Below are 15,868 nucleotides of genomic sequence, written 5' to 3' on the forward strand. Positions count from 1 at the left end.
TTATAACATAATTATTATGTCCTTATTTTCAGACAATATCAGAGCTTTGCGAGCAAAGCATAAATTATCTCAGGAGAAAGTAGCTGAAGGCCTTGATATCACTAGAGGTCGCTATGTAAAGTACGAGGACGGAACTTCGGAGCCACCCTATGAAATTTTAAAAAAAATAGCTCGATTTTATCAAGTTAGTTTGGATCTTTTATTGTTTGTGGATGTTAGAACAGTGGATTTAGATACCCTTCTTAAATTAGATAATAATCGCATTATTTTGCCAATTCAAGTAGATAGTTTTGGCGAAAATCGTATCGAAGTTGTAACACAAAAAGTTAAAGCAGGATATTTAAGTGGTTATGGAGATCCTGAATATATCGAGCAATTGCAACAGATCTATTTACCTTTTTTAGGAAATGGAAAATATAGAGGATTTCCAGTTGAAGGAGATTCGATGCCACCACATCAAGATGGAGATATAATAGTTGGAAGATATCTGGAGCAATTAGGTGAAGTGCTAAGTGGCAAAACTTATATTATAATTACAAGATCTGAGGGAATGGTTTATAAAAGATTAAATAAGAAAATAGAAAATTCTTTGACCGTTTCGTCGGACAATTTTTTCTATCCTGCATATGAAGTAAGAGCCTCTGATATTTTAGAAATTTGGGAATATCAATGCAATATTGGTCGAAGTGATAAACAATCCGAAGCATTAGAAAGCACTAGCATAAAAAATATGTTTATCGAGTTAAAGAATGAAATAGGTGATTTAAAAAATAAAATAGCGTTAACCAATTAATAGTATTAATAATCAAAGTAATAGCGTCCTTGCGAAAGAGAAATTATTACATCTTAATAATTAAATGAAAAAACAAGAATACGCAATAGTAGATATTGAAACTACAGGTGGTAATGCTAGTTATAGTAAGATCACGGAAATCGCAATTGTAATCCACGATGGTGAAAAAGTAATTGACCGTTGGGAAACACTTGTAAATCCGCAGAAGAATATTCCGCCGGCGATATTTGCCTTAACAGGAATTACAAATGAAATGGTGGAGAATGCACCAACATTTGACTTGATATCTGATCAGGTTTTTGAAATGCTTAATAACAGAGTATTTGTCGCTCACAATGTAAATTTTGATTATTCATTTGTTCGTCATGAATTAGGTGAAGCAGGATTAAAGTGGACCGCAAGAAAACTGTGCACTGTTCGTGCAACCAGAAAAATAAGACCAGGCCTGCCTTCATATAGTTTAGGTAGATTATGCACATCCTTAGATATAGTCTTAGAAAATAGACACCGCGCTGGAGGTGATGCAGATGCTACTGCAATTTTATTCTCAAGATTATTGGAATGGGATGCTGACGCGGAATTAAGCAAGATGATAAAGAATACTGCTCAAGATCAGCGCTTACCGCCAAATCTTCCTCCTCAAGATTTTGAGAACTTACCGGAGAAACCAGGTGTCTACTATTTTCACGATGAACACAGTAAAGTGATTTATGTTGGTAAAGCAATCAATTTAAAAAAGAGAGTTGCATCACACTTTACAGGTCATAAAATTACGCCTCAAAGACAGAATTTTTTAAAAGATACTTATTCTATTTCTTTTGAAATTTGTGCTACAGAATTAATGGCACTATTGTTAGAAGGTTCTGAAATTAAGAAACTATGGCCTAAATATAATAAGGCTTTAAAAAAGTATGAACCAAAATTTGGACTTTTTAATTATGAAGCAAGAAGTGGATATCAGTATTTAGCCATTGGAAAAATTACAAAAAATCAAAAGTGTATTGAAACATTCAGTTCATTATATGATGGAAACAATAAATTACGCGAGTTAGGGACAAAATTTGAAATAGATCATAGGTTTTGTATTTATGGAGGTAACTCTCAAGAAGCAGATTTATTAGATAATTTGAAAGAGGACCTTCCAGATTTAAATAGCCATAATGATAAAATAGACGCTGCCTTAGATTTTTTCAAAAGTAGTTTACCAAGCTTTGCAATATTTGATAAAGGAAGAACTCCAGATGAAAAAAGCTGTATATGGGTTGATAAAGGACACTTTTATGGAATGGGATATATTGCATCTGACATAGTAATTACAGAAATATCAGAAGTAAAAGAACATATTACTAGATATGCATCAAATCAGTATTTCGTTCAAGTAATTAACGCTTTTGCAGAAAAAGCTCCTAGTAGAGTAAGACTTTTAGAAGATTTAAATAGGTGATAATTTTATAATTCTCAACTGAAATTAATGATGTAATTATGTAAGGCTGCTTTTTACGCGAAGTTGTAAATTTGGAATAATGTATAAAATACTGCCATTTAATAAATTAACATAGAAGTAAATCAAATTCTCCAGCAATATGCTCATTAGTAAAACTTAAAATATCTATAGTTTTACTTTTAATTGCATCTGCAGCTTCAAAATCTTCGTCATCTAAAACTATATATTTTTCTTCAATTTTAAATCCCTTCACTATGTCTTCATAGGCAACTTCTTTGCCTGTAGCTTCATTAACACGCTTAAATTTAATATTAGAATGATCTTTTTTGTCAAGCATGTCTAGATCTAAAGTACTTGTTTCAATAGCTGAATAAATTTTGATGGGGATATTTATAAGTCCGAAACTAATTGCTCCTGTCCAAATTGCTCTCATGATATTCTATTTAAATTATTAAATTTATTTAATTGTGGATTTATCCACAGATTCATAATAGGGATGATATTTATAGTCCATTAAAGTGAAATAACTATTATTTAACAGGTTCTAATTCTAATTCCATAAACTTACCAGTAGCAATCGAGCCATCTTCATTTTCCCATTGCGTTATTACATTTTCAATAAATTCAGGTTCAAATCCTATTATTTCCATTACCTGATCTCTAAGCTGTAATTTAACCTTCTGGCCTACTTTATATTCTATACGTTTCTTCAACAAATCCATACTTCAAATTAATTATTGGTGATAATCAAAGTTAAAAATTATTGCAAAATAAAATTTATATCTATAGCTGTAAATTTTATAGAATTATAAACGAAAGTTAATTAAAAAAATTCTGAAAAATAAGCTAGGAATTATATAACATTCAAATATTAAAATATTTTTAAATTTGTAAAGCAATCAAATTAAACACATTATATTATGAAAACTACTGAAAAAGATACTAAAAGTAAAACAGCCACAAAAAGTACAGGTGAGAAAAAAACGGATACTGATAAAAAATCTACAGCTGGAAAAGTAAAAGCAAAATCATCTGCCGCAGATGGACTACGCGAATTATTTCTTGATTCTCTAAAGGATATTTACTGGGCAGAAAAAGCGTTGACTAAAGCTTTACCAAAAATGCAGAAAAATGCAACAAATGAAAATTTAATTGCAGCAATTGAAGATCACTTAGATGTAACAAATACTCAAGTAGACCGTTTAGAACAAGTTTTTAAAATCATTGGAGAAAAAGCAGTTGCAAAAAAATGTGATGCTATGGACGGTTTAATTAAAGAGGGAGCAAGCATAATGGAGGAAACAGAAATAGGTGCTATACGTGATGCAGGTATAATCGCTGCCTCTCAAAAAATTGAGCATTATGAAATTGCAACTTATGGTACTTTAGTAGCATTCGCTAAAACTTTAGGAGAAGATGAAGCAGCTGAATTGTTAAGTGTTACACTTGCTGAAGAAAAAGAAGCTGATGTTACGCTAACAGAAGCAGCATACAATACAATTAATTTTGACGCAGCTGAGGAAGGCGAAGAAGAGTAAAGTATAACGGGATTTAAAATTAAGAAGGCCCTCAACCATAATGGTTGAGGGCCTTCTTACTAAAGTACTTTTTCTTGGATTTGTAGAGCAGTCGCAGTATATGTTACGGTCTGCTTATATGTTCCTGCAGGCTTACCAAGAAGTACGGTTTTTGCTTTAAGAGCTGAGATAGAATAATCAATACTCAGTGATTTTTGAACCCTGAGGTCGCATTAGTTATTAATTTTTGATCAGTTGTAGATAAAGTGATAGTATTTAAAATTCCTACCATACTCATTTCAATTACCGCTTGTATTTTCGATACGTTTACAGGAATTTTATTTGTACCTTCTGAAAAATTAGTACCTCCAGATTTTACTTTTACATCGAAAATTTTAGATGAAGTTACAATCAAGCTATTTGCTACTGTTACATTTTTTGCTGTGTTATAGTCAGCTGATGTAAAATATTTGGAATCTACAATTCCATTACTAGCTACAGAACCAGCATCAATTGAAATAACGTCAGATAATATTAAATTAACTCTTGTGCTTGCCGCATTTGAAGTAGCTTGAGCTTGTGTGTCTGAAGTTCCAAAGACGAATGCTCCAAGAACTAGTGCAGTGATAACGATTTGTTTTTTCATGATTCTAAATGTTTGATTTCTTGTGTTTTGTTTTTTGTTCCTTTTGAACACTGCAAATCTACGTTAGGTTTAAAATCGCTTTGTAGTGAAACATGTAAATGCATGTAGTTTAATCATAACATGATTTTTTCATTCGAATAAATTTTAATTTATTCTCAACTTATCTTCAGTTTTTAAACAAGTTTATTAAAAATTCATTGGTTTTAAATGGAACAATTTTATTTTCATAGTTATTGCGAATTACACGAATTTAAAATTGCGTTTTTATAATTAATTTTTCTTACTTTTGGGTTGATTTAGATGAAATTTTTTCTTAACCTAAGATTTTACTTTAGTAATATTCTGAATAGTCATTCTTATGGAAAATTTATTGCTTGCCGACGATGATATGGATGATCGTCTTTTTTTTCAAGATGCTGTTGAAGATTTATTTTCGACCACTACTTTATCTACCGTTAGTGACGGAGTTGAACTAATGGAGTTCCTGACAAATAATACAGGTCAATTACCTGACGTTCTTTTCCTTGATTTGAATATGCCGCGTAAAACAGGTTGTGAATGTCTATTAGAGATAAAATGTAATGAAGAATTAAAATTCATACCGGTTGTTATATTCTCTACATCTATGGATATTGATATGGTAAATAAACTGTATGAAATGGGAGCCCATTATTATATTAGAAAGCCAGGTGACTTTGGCATATTAAAAAAGGCAATTAATCAGGCAACAGTATTATTAACTGTAGATAAAATCAATCAACCCGAAAGAAGTAAATTTATTATTCAGTGCTAATACATTTTTAATCATTTCAATTTGGACAATCCATATTATTTTCTGGAAGGTGGAGGCGAAATGGGACTTCAAATTCGCAACAAAGACTGGACACAAACTACGCTAGGAAGTCCAGATACTTGGCCTCAAAACCTACAATCTGCAGTTTCTATCATACTCAATAATCCTTTTCCAATGTATATAGCATGGGGAAAGGAATATCGACAAATTTTTAATGATGCTTATGTGCCCATTTTAGGACATCAAAAGGAGATAGATGCTTTAGGGAAAAGTACTTCTGAAACCTTTTCAGAGGTGTGGCATATTACTGAACCTATTTTCAAAGCTGTGGAACGAGGAGAATCTGTAGGGTTTTCAAACTTTATGTTTCCATTATTAAGAGAGGGCTCGATTCAAAACTGTTATTTTGATTTAGCATACAGTCCTATTTTTTTGCAGGATCGATCCATAGGAGGAATTTTAATAACCATTTTTGAGACTACCGCTAAGAACCTCGCAAATGAGGAACTAAATAAAAGCGAGAAGCGATTTAAAGCTATTGCTGATAATATTCCTAATCTAGCATGGATGGCAGACGAAAAAGGGGATCTATATTGGTATAACAAACAATGGTATGATTATACGGGAACCACTTTTGAAGAAATGAAAGGTTGGGGATGGAAGTCCGTTTATCGTGAAGATGAATTGGTAAATATATTGCAAGAATGGAACTTCTCTTTAGAAAAAGGGATACCATTGGAGATGAGCTATGCCATTAAAGGTGCTGATGGAAATTATCAGCAATTTTTAACTAGAGCTCTTCCTGTAAAAAATGAGGAGGGAGAAATTACTACATGGTTCGGTACGAACACAAATATTACCTCTCAAAAAGCTGTAGAGCAGGCGCTCGAAGATAGTAAAAAAGAATTAGAATTTGTAATTGAAGCTGCAGCTCTAGGAACATTTGATTATAATCCAATAACTAATAAATTTTCAGCTAATATCCGTTTAAAAGAATGGTTTGGTTTAAGTGCTGACCAGGAAGTAGACTTAGATGATGCCACAAAGGTTATTGTAGAAGAGCATCAAGAAAATGTTTTAAATGCTATTGCAAAAGCTTTGGATTTTTCTTCGGGAGGTATTTATGATATCGCATATAATATCGTAAATCCTATTTCTAAAAATGAAATTACATTGCATGCAAAAGGTAAGGTGTTATTTGATGAAAATAAAAAGCCATTCCGATTTAATGGAACAGTAGAGGATATTACGGCGCAAAATACTGCTCGTAAACAACTAGAGCAAAGTGAGAATAACTTAAAATCAATCATATTACAAGCGCCTATGGCTATTGCAATTTTGCGTGGCCCAGAGTATATTGTTGAAATAGCAAATGAAAGTGCTTTAGACTTATGGGGTAAAACCGCACAGGAAGTTGATAACATATCTGTTTTTGAGTCCATACCAGAATTATCTTTACAAGGAGTTAAAGAAATTTTAAATAATGTAAGAGCATCAGGAAAACATTTATCTACCACAGAGCTACCATTAAAAATTATGCGATCTGGTACCTTAGCAACTGTTTATATGAACTTCTCCTATGAGCCTATTTACGATGATCAAAGCAACAGTAATAAAATTATGGTTCTTGGATATGATGTAACTACCCAAGTGATTGCTCGAAAAGAAATTGAAAAAAGTGAGCAAAGCATTCGTAGTTTGGTGGGAAGTGCACCATTTCCCATCGCGGTTTATACTGGGAGTGAGATGCGTATTACCCTTGCAAATCAATCCATGATTGATGCATGGGGAAAGGGAAGTGATGTTATTGGGAAATTATATAGAAATCTATTACCGGAATTAGAAAAGCAAAATATTTATGAGCAGATAGAAACGGTTTATAAAAGTGGAATAGCATTTAATGCTAAAAATCAGCCCGTAGCTCTTTTAAAAGATGGATTTTTAAAGGTTCATTATTTTAATTATAGTTTTACTCCACTAAAAGATTCAAGTGGTGCAATTTATGGCGTGATGAACACAGCTGCTGAAGTCACTGAATTGAATGAAGTCAAAGAAAAAATTGAAGAAAGTGAAAAGCGCTTTCGTAATGCGGTGCATCAAGCTCCAGTTGCTATGATAATTGTGCGAGGTCCAGAAAATATCGTCAACATGGTTAATGCTCCCTATTTAGAGTTAGTAGACAAAACCACAAATGATTTACTATCAAGACCTATATTCGAAGTTTTACCTGATGCAGAAGAAACTATAAGTCCTATTTTTAAAGAAATTTATAGAACGGGAGAAGCCTTTCATGGTTATGAATTCCCAGTGACTTTAACACGATTTGGTAAAAAGGAAAACTGCTATTTTAACTTTGTATATCATCCTTTATTAGATTTCAATACCGTAACAGGAGTTATGGTCGTTGCCACAGATGTAACGGCGAATGTTACAGCAAAGAAACTGTTAGAAGAAAATGAGCAAAAATTCAGACTTTTAGCCGACTCAATGCCTCAGTTTGTGTGGACTGCTGATGAAAGAGGAAAATTTAGCTATTTTAATCAAGCTGTGTTTGATTTCTCAGGTTATAATAAGGAAGAAATTATTGAAAAAGGTTGGCTCTCAATTGTTCATGACGATGAAAAAGAAGACAACACTGAAAGATGGATGGACGCAATAGCAACCGAGAAAGATTTTATAATTGAGCATCGCTTTCGAAAAAGTGATGGAACATATCGTTGGCAATTAACTAGAGCTATCCCGCAACGCGATAAAGAAGGAAAAATAAAAATGTGGGTAGGTACTAGTACAGACATTCAAGATCAAAAAATATTTACGAATGAGCTAGAACGAGAGGTTTTAGAACGCACAAAGGAGCTTTTTCAGAAGAATGATGATTTAGAAAAGATGAATAAGGAATTACAGTCCTTTGCTTATATATCTAGTCATGATTTACAAGAGCCTTTACGAAAAATTCAAACATTCGCGACTCAACTTAGAGAAAGAGAGTATGACAATATATCTGAGGGAGGTAAAGATAAGTTTATAAGAATGCAAAGTGCTGCTGATCGCATGCAAACACTTATTCAAGATTTACTTGCTTATTCTAGAACGAGCATTCAAGAACGTGTATATGAGAAGGCAAATATTTCCACTATAGTTAAAGAGGTAAAAGAAGATTTAGAGTACGATTTTGAAGGAAGAAGCACTACTATCAACATTATAAATGACTGCAAAATTGATGTTATTCCAGTTCAATTTAGACAAGTAGTATTTAATTTAATTACTAATTCATTGAAGTTCAGTAAACCTGATTGCGATGCAAAAATTACTATTGACAGCTTAATAGCTTTTGGATCAGAGTTAAATAATTTAAATCTGAAGCAAGATGTAGAGTACTGTTATGTAAAATTTAGCGATAATGGAATTGGATTTGAAGAGGAATACAGTGAGAAAATATTTCAAGTATTTCAGCGCTTGCATGGAAAGGAAAAGTTTCAGGGGACCGGTATTGGTTTAGCGATTGTGAAAAGGATAGTTGAAAATCATCGTGGAATAATAACTGCACATGGAATTTTAAATGAAGGCGCAACTTTCAAAATCTTTATCCCTACTTCCCATTAAAATTTTTAAGAATTTTACTTTATAATCAAAAAAAATACTCGACATAAATATGCCGAGTATTTTTTTTAAAATAGATAAGATTATCTATAAATATCTTGACCTCTATTTGTTTTCCAATTTTGCTCTAAGTAGTCAGCATCTTCGTCATTTCTTGGATGAACTCCCATTACAACATGACCTTTGTTAATACCGGACTCATACAATTTTGCACGATCTTCAGGTATTCCTGAACCAACTAATGCGCCAATAATTCCACCTGCAATTCCACCTGCACCTGCTCCAGCTAATCCAGCTGCTAATGGTCCAGCAACTATTAGTCCTAAACCTGGAATTACTAAACTTGTACCTATAGCTGCAATTACTCCAACAATAGCTCCTACTGTTCCACCAATGGCAGAACCAGTACCTGCAGTTTCAGCCGCTTTAGTTCCTAATTCAGATTTATCATTCTCGTCAGAATAGTATTTTTTTCGTGTCTCATCTGACATTATTAGATTAATGTCCTCTTTTGCATATCCGCGTTCATGTAATGCATTATATGCACTTTCTGTACTTTCACGGTCAGAGAACATTCCTGTTAGCATTTGACCTCTGTCATTGTTGTGGTTGTTGTGATTATTTTCCATAATATTTTTGTTTAATTGGTGAATTATGTTTCTCCTTTTACAAAGTTGGCAAATGCACAAATAAAAAGTCTTACACTATTTTATAGAATTTTTATGTAATTTAAAGTACTGATTGTGAGTGTTGTAAAAATCATTATTTTTGCTTATTTAAAATCCTAAGTACATGTGCTACCACACCATACAAACTAAATTGGCTTTACAAATTGAAAAGCGCTTTAATGCCAAAATTAAGGACAAGAGTTCCTTTGCACCTGATGATCACGTAAATGGATTTACATTTCCTAAAACTCCAATAATTACAAATGAGGATGTTACTATTATAGAGCACTTTAATTGGGGCTTAATCCCTGCTTGGTCAAAAAACGATGATATTAAGGTTATGACTCTAAATGCAAAGATTGAGACTATTAAAGAAAAGCCATCGTTTAAAGATGTTGTCAATCAAAGGTGTTTAATAATAGCAAATGGATTTTATGAATGGCAGTGGTTAGATTCTAAAGGAAAAAACAAAGTTAAATATCAAATAGGAATTGGGAACGAAGAGCTATTTGCCTTTGCAGGACTTTATTCTCGATGGAATGACACCAAATCAGGCCAGGTAATTAATACGTATACAATGTTGACAACTCATGCAAGTCCATTAATGGCCAAGATTCACAATATTAAAAAGAGAATGCCGATAGTTTTACATCCAGAAGATGAAAGTAAGTGGCTTAATTTAACGCCAATCGAAGATTTCGCATATCCTTACAAGACGGATTTAGTGGCTAAGCAAATTTCCAATGATCCACAACATCTATCTTTGTTTTAATATTCATAGTAATTAAAATTTAAAATATGCAACACGTACTGATTTTAAGCACCAAAAGAATAAATATTCCTTCTTCGGATTTTATACCACTAGTAAGTTCATTGATAGATGAAAATGAAATGGAAATCGATTATTTTGGAATTGAAATCGATAATCCAGCAGATTATCTTGATGAGCAGATGAAATTAAAAATCAGTACTACTTCGTTTATTACTATTCATTTTGAATGTGATAAAATTGATTATAGTAGGTATTCGGATGAAGCTATTTTGAAGTTTATTATAGATGTTTTACATTGTGATGAAGAAAAAGAAATAAAAGCAGATGACAAGGATATAGAAATTATCATTGATATGTCTTTAAAATTTTGCAATGACCTACTTCAAATTAACGGTCGTTAAAATGAAATTTGCACTAAATTATTTTCGGTGCGAAATTCAGCAATATATTCACTCAACTCAGTACATTATTAACGTTCATTTTTCAAAGTTCAGTTTAAATTACTTTTAATGTTAAAATGTACTTTTAATAGTATTTGCTGTATTGAAAATTATATAAGTCTCGATTTAATTTTCATTTTAATTTCAGAACTTTTTATTTCAGTTTTAGTAATAATATAATGGTTCTTGCTTTGAGAACATTAATATTATATATACCATTTTATTAAATAGTATAATTGTATTTTAAAAGTAATATTCTTTTTAATCAAAAAGAAACGACTACCCTATTATAAGGTAGAGAGTTTGGTTAGTAAAAAAGTAAATCATTTAGTGAGTACATAAAAAATTAGCTCTTTATAAAGAAGTCTTCATTTGCTCAACAGCGATCAGTATTTCTTTGGATAAAATTTTTGAGTTAGCTTCAGCGTTCTCGTCATCATATCTTAGGTATTTCCAAGTATTTTTAGTGAAACTATCTTTAATTGCGAGTAAGTAAGAACTACCTTTAATTCTTACTTTATTTGCATCCAATTCTTCAATTATGTTGTCTTTCATTTTTGCGTAAGTCAACATTTCTAGCAAACTAGAATCTCCTACTTCCATTATCATACTTTGATTGTATTTGCTCAGACAAATTGAGCTTTTTGATAAAGTTTTGACTGGTGTCATCTTAAGATTTAACGGAACTTGTTCATAAATCATTTTTATACCCATACCTGATAACATACCTTTTGCCATTGCACTCATCTGAGCTTTTGGAACTACAGTAAACATTTGCGGATATGTCATGTTGAGCACATCATCAATCTTCATCTCAGAAGTGTATTTAATTATCGTTTGAAAATCACGCTTAATAATTTCCTGATCTTGTGCAAAAATTGTGCTCGCACAGAAAATTAAAAAAAGAAGAAATAGGTTTTTCATAATTATAGTTAATGTTTAAGTCAATATCATTTACTTATTTATTTAAAGCAGAGATGACACGTGTTTTAAGTAGATAGTTTGATGTTGATCAAATATAATCAACAATTAGCACTTACGGTTTAAATAAATCTAAATAGTTTATCAGTTTTAACTCTAAAATTCAATTATTATTTACAATCTTTGATTCTAAATAATAATTGAATTTATGAATGTATTATTAACTCCTCAAGATAGTTACTTTGTAGAATACTTGATTGGCACATTAGTTTTATCCAGTTCAATTTACGAAGCCATGATTTTTGAAGATTTAGATACTGCTTAAAAGTTTAAAGAAATGCTTTTAATTACTTGTGAGCTTCAAACAAGTGTAAGCACATTTATTAGATAAATTATTACTTACTATGGCAATATTCTCTTATGCAAGGGTTCTCAACTTTAGATCAAAAATTAGATGCTAAAAATGATGCACTTAAAAAATATGGCTGTGATAAAATATTTGTAGAGAAGGCTTCCGGCAAAAATTTAGAACGTCCACAATTAACTAAACTTTTAGAAGGATTAAGAGAGAAAGACATTGTAGTAATATATAAATTAGACAGGCTGGGTAGATCCCTAAAAGATTTGATAGAGATAGTTAATTTATTAGCTTCTAAAATTGTTGATTTTATAAGTATATCAGATGGAATAGACACCTCTACAGCGATAGGAATGTTAATGTTTCATTCAGTAGGAGCATTTGCAGAATTCGAAAGGAATTTAATCTCTGAAAGGACTATCCTGGACTTGCAGGCGCTAGAGCTACAGGTAGAATTGGTGGAAAACCAAAAGGTTTGTCAGTTGAATCATAAAAAAAAGCGATACGTGCAAAAGCATTATATCATGAGAAGCAGCTATTAGTTGAGGAGATTTGTAAAGTGCTTGAGATTAAAAGTAAAACTACCTTTTATAAATATTTGAAATTTGAAACAGCTCGTCTAGAAGAGTTGAAACAAATAACTTAAATTTCATGGTAGGTTATTAAAAGTGGTCAATTATGGTAGGGATTTTGAATATATTAGCTTTTTAATATTGTACGACTTTAGTCGTACATACACAACAACTATTTGCTGTATACATATGAGTTTGTTAAACATATAAGTAAGTTGGCAGTAATATTACCAAAAAATCGTAGAAAATGAAACTTATAATTAAATTGTTTTACTTGACTTTTATTGCCAATATTCTTATAAGTTGTGACCCTTCATATAATATTGATTTTATAAATAAAACAGATTATAATGCTAAAGTAAAAATTAATTTAATTCCAAAAATAGAAGAATATAGATTAAGAGAAATTTCTACAAATGATTCTATTGTGTTTAATTTAAAACCAAAAGATACTGCAAATATTTATTTCGGAATTGGAACTTGGTCAAAAGATAAAATTGAAAAACTATCAAATTCAATAGATAATATTGAAATTGAAACAAAAGACGTTAAAACTATTTATAAAAGTAAAAAAGCAATGCGAAAATTACTTGAAACAGATATTCAGGGATTATGGTTTAAAACGTTAATAGAAATAGACGTGGAATAAATACTACTGCCAACAGCCGTTTGGCGAGATTGGGGTTTTAGTGGAATTAGCGTTTTTTATCATATCTTCGTTTCGGCAGAAAATACTCTGCTTTAAAGCCCCCTACCTCGCCAAGCGCCAAGACGTTGTGTGTAATTTTGACACCTGCCTACCTTATTAACACTTACTTTTCGAAATTTATCACATTAAATTTCTCATAATTATTAATTGATATATCAAGTAAATATCTATATTTGCTTGATATATCAATTAAATATGAAATTCGAAACGCCAACAAGCACCGTACTTTACTCAATTGAAGAAACTATAAAAGCTTATCGTAGATTAAGTCAACAGAATATATCTAAAGCAGTTCCAAACATTACTGTGGACCAAGCTTTAATTCTAATTATCATTGACAGAGAAGATAAAACTCAATCTGAAATTGCCGATTTAGTTTTTAAGGATTATGCATCAATGACCCGAATTATAAAATTGATGATAGACAAAAACTATCTAACAAAAACTATTGAAAATGCTGATAAACGAAAAGCGGAATTAAAAATCACACAAAGTGGTAAAGAAATCATAGAAAAACTAAACCCTATAATAAAAAAAAATAGAGAGATTGCATTAAACACATTATCGGAACAAGAATTAAAACAATTATTCAAAATATTAAATAAAATTACCAAAAACTGTCAAACATCTAATAAATGAAAAAAATTATCTACCTATTAGTCATAGTAACAATATTTTCTTGTGAAAAGAAAAAATCAGTTTCAAATCACAACAGAAAAGTAGCAGAAATTGCCAACTACCTAGATTCTTTAGAAGGTTTTACAGGTGCTGTTTTGATTGCCAAAAATGATAGTATCATATTCAAAAAAGCCTATGGATTTGCTCATTTAGGTCACAAAGTCAAAAATAATACGGACACAAAATTTTCTTATGCTTCCGTAGGAAAATCATTTACAGCAGTTGCGATATTTCAATTAATCCAAGCTGGAAAATTATCTTTAGATGATCCTATTGGAAAATTTCTACCAAATTACCCAAATAAGATCGTAAGAGATTCCATCACAATTAGACTATTACTAACTCATAGAAGTGGGCTGCCTGATTATTTTTATTCCGATAAGTTTTTGAATACTTCTAAAGAAAAATTTAGAACAATGGAAAGCCTTACAAATTTATATGAAAATGAACCTATGGAATTTAAACCCAATGAGCAATTCTCTTATAGGAACACCAACTATATTTTGCTTGGTAGAATTATAGAAACTGTGAGTAAAATGTCTTATGAAGACTATATAAAAAAGTATGTTTTTTCCATAGCAAATATGCAAAATACCGGCAATTTTGATATTGACCATATTATAGAAAATGAAGCAGAGAACTATACACTATCAGATGTTTATCCAAACCAATTACAAAAGACAATTTTTATGAGTGCTGTTAAAGGTAGTTCTGCGGGTGGTGGTTATACGACTATAAATGATTTGTATAAATTTGCATTGGCATTTAAAAATAATAAGCTCTTAAATGCATATTATACAAATTTTATGAAAAAAGAACCAGAAAATGGCTCGTATGGATACGGAATGCAATTTGCAGGAGAAAAAGGTTCAGGTATATATGGACATAGTGGTGGACATTTTGGTATTGGTGCTGAATGGCGGATATTTGAGAAACAAAATTATACTATAATACTCCTTACTAATAAAGACCTCGATCAAGGATTTTTAGATGCTCGTTTTTTTATTGAAAAAACAATTGCAGGTTCAACACCAAAATTGAATAATTATTTTTACACAAAAAAAGTAATCAAAACTTGTTTAGATAAGGGTATAAAAGAAGCTAAAATAGTGATAAATGAATCACAATTAGAACTATCAGAAGCTGACCTTAATGCTAAAGGCTACGAAATGATTAAAAGAGGCCTCTATAAAAAAGCAACAGACTTATTCACACTCGAAGTTTTATCTTTTCCAAAATCGTATGAAGCTTATGACTCTTTAGGAGAAGCATATATGATGGACGGTCAAATAAAAAAAGCTATTGAAAATTATAAAAAAAGTTTAAAATTAAACACAGAAAACACCAATGCAAAGGAAAAGTTAAAAAAATTACAAGAATAAAAAAACTACACACAACAGCGGTTTCAAGAAATGGAGAGTAATGTGCTGAATTCAAGTTTTTCATTCGCAAGAAAAACTATCTTAGTGGAAAATATGCAGTCACGAAGTTCGCCACTTCTTGAAGCCGCGAAACGTTATAAGCTATTTAACCAAAAAATTGTACTATAAATTATAACAATGAAATATTTAATCACTATTTTATTTTTTGTCTTACTTGGATGTAAAAGTGCTCAGCAAATCAATAAACAAAATGTTGAAAATGCGATTACAAAAAATGCGTTTCAGTTATTAAATGACAAAAGATTTCATTCTGTTTCCGTTGCAGTGTATAAAGATGGGGAATCAACAATAAAACATTTTGGAGAATTAACTATCGGAAAAGGAAACAAACCAAACGATTCTACTCTTTATGAAATAGCTTCTGTAACTAAAACTTTTACAGGTTATATAGCCGCGAAAGCCGTACTTGATAAAAAAATAAATTTAGATGATGATATTAGGAACTACCTTGATGAACCTTATCCCAATTTAGAATTTAAAGGTGAACCTATAAAAATAAAACACCTCATTACACA

Annotated in this window: 16 protein-coding genes; 12 read left to right on the plus strand and 4 right to left on the minus strand. The window is 31.1% G+C overall.

The window, feature by feature from the left end:
• The first annotated feature begins 16 nt into the window (after positions 1–16).
• Positions 17–793: an XRE family transcriptional regulator gene (locus MW871_RS13750; RefSeq protein WP_248429045.1), complete on the plus strand. Its 777-nt coding sequence runs from the start codon at positions 17–19 to the stop codon at positions 791–793.
• Positions 794–857: 64 nt separating this feature from the next.
• Positions 858–2,237, plus strand: a complete 1,380-nt coding sequence (locus MW871_RS13755) for an exonuclease domain-containing protein (RefSeq protein WP_248429046.1) — start codon at positions 858–860, stop codon at positions 2,235–2,237.
• Between the two features lie 106 nt (positions 2,238–2,343).
• Here the strand turns inward: MW871_RS13755 and MW871_RS13760 are convergent, their stop codons facing one another.
• On the minus strand, positions 2,344–2,670 hold the full coding sequence (locus tag MW871_RS13760) for a Ku protein (RefSeq protein ID WP_427854655.1): 327 nt from the start codon (positions 2,668–2,670) through the stop codon (positions 2,344–2,346).
• A 487-nt stretch (positions 2,671–3,157) separates the two neighbouring features.
• On the opposite strand from MW871_RS13760, the gene MW871_RS13765 reads away from it, so the two are divergent.
• A complete protein-coding gene (locus MW871_RS13765) occupies positions 3,158–3,775 on the plus strand; it encodes a YciE/YciF ferroxidase family protein (protein ID WP_248429047.1) in 618 nt (205 codons plus the stop codon).
• A gap of 184 nt (positions 3,776–3,959) precedes the next feature.
• On the opposite strand, the gene MW871_RS13770 is transcribed toward MW871_RS13765, so the two are convergent.
• The gene (locus MW871_RS13770) at positions 3,960–4,400 is read right to left on the minus strand and encodes a peptidoglycan-binding protein LysM (RefSeq protein ID WP_248429048.1); all 441 of its coding nucleotides are present in this window, start codon (positions 4,398–4,400) and stop codon (positions 3,960–3,962) included.
• Positions 4,401–4,758: 358 nt separating this feature from the next.
• Between MW871_RS13770 and MW871_RS13775 the strand changes: the two genes are divergently transcribed.
• Positions 4,759–5,193 (plus strand): response regulator, encoded by a 435-nt coding sequence (locus MW871_RS13775; RefSeq protein ID WP_248429049.1) that lies wholly within the window; start codon positions 4,759–4,761, stop codon positions 5,191–5,193.
• 21 nt (positions 5,194–5,214) lie between these two features.
• Complete coding sequence (locus MW871_RS13780; RefSeq protein ID WP_248429050.1) at positions 5,215–8,796, plus strand: PAS domain S-box protein; 3,582 nt, start codon at positions 5,215–5,217, stop codon at positions 8,794–8,796.
• An 80-nt stretch (positions 8,797–8,876) separates the two neighbouring features.
• On the opposite strand, the gene MW871_RS13785 is transcribed toward MW871_RS13780, so the two are convergent.
• Positions 8,877–9,422 carry a hypothetical protein gene (locus MW871_RS13785; RefSeq protein ID WP_248429051.1) on the minus strand — a complete coding sequence of 182 codons (546 nt, stop codon included), beginning with the start codon at positions 9,420–9,422 and terminating at the stop codon, positions 8,877–8,879.
• Positions 9,423–9,585: 163 nt separating this feature from the next.
• Between MW871_RS13785 and MW871_RS13790 the strand changes: the two genes are divergently transcribed.
• A complete protein-coding gene (locus tag MW871_RS13790; protein WP_248429052.1) occupies positions 9,586–10,233 on the plus strand; it encodes an SOS response-associated peptidase in 648 nt (215 codons plus the stop codon).
• A 26-nt stretch (positions 10,234–10,259) separates the two neighbouring features.
• Entirely contained in the window at positions 10,260–10,634 is a 375-nt protein-coding gene (locus MW871_RS13795) for a hypothetical protein (protein ID WP_248429053.1), read from the plus strand.
• Between the two features lie 393 nt (positions 10,635–11,027).
• On the opposite strand, the gene MW871_RS13800 is transcribed toward MW871_RS13795, so the two are convergent.
• Positions 11,028–11,462, minus strand: a complete 435-nt coding sequence (locus MW871_RS13800) for a hypothetical protein (protein WP_248429054.1) — start codon at positions 11,460–11,462, stop codon at positions 11,028–11,030.
• A gap of 552 nt (positions 11,463–12,014) precedes the next feature.
• On the opposite strand from MW871_RS13800, the gene MW871_RS13805 reads away from it, so the two are divergent.
• The 5 genes from MW871_RS13805 to MW871_RS13825 form a co-directional block, all read left to right on the plus strand.
• Positions 12,015–12,494 (plus strand): recombinase family protein, encoded by a 480-nt coding sequence (locus MW871_RS13805; protein WP_248429055.1) that lies wholly within the window; start codon positions 12,015–12,017, stop codon positions 12,492–12,494.
• A gap of 277 nt (positions 12,495–12,771) precedes the next feature.
• On the plus strand, positions 12,772–13,173 hold the full coding sequence (locus MW871_RS13810) for a hypothetical protein (RefSeq protein WP_248429056.1): 402 nt from the start codon (positions 12,772–12,774) through the stop codon (positions 13,171–13,173).
• Between the two features lie 255 nt (positions 13,174–13,428).
• A complete protein-coding gene (locus MW871_RS13815; protein WP_248429057.1) occupies positions 13,429–13,872 on the plus strand; it encodes a MarR family winged helix-turn-helix transcriptional regulator in 444 nt (147 codons plus the stop codon).
• Positions 13,869–15,293: a serine hydrolase gene (locus MW871_RS13820; protein WP_248429058.1), complete on the plus strand. Its 1,425-nt coding sequence runs from the start codon at positions 13,869–13,871 to the stop codon at positions 15,291–15,293. Before MW871_RS13815 ends, MW871_RS13820 begins: the two co-directional genes overlap by 4 nt.
• Positions 15,294–15,470: 177 nt before the next feature.
• Positions 15,471–15,868 (plus strand): serine hydrolase domain-containing protein (locus tag MW871_RS13825; RefSeq protein WP_248429059.1); only part of this gene is annotated, 398 nt, incomplete at its 3' end.

It is taken from the genome of Flavobacterium pygoscelis (assembly GCF_023162025.1).
Lineage (GTDB): Bacteria > Bacteroidota > Bacteroidia > Flavobacteriales > Flavobacteriaceae > Flavobacterium > Flavobacterium pygoscelis.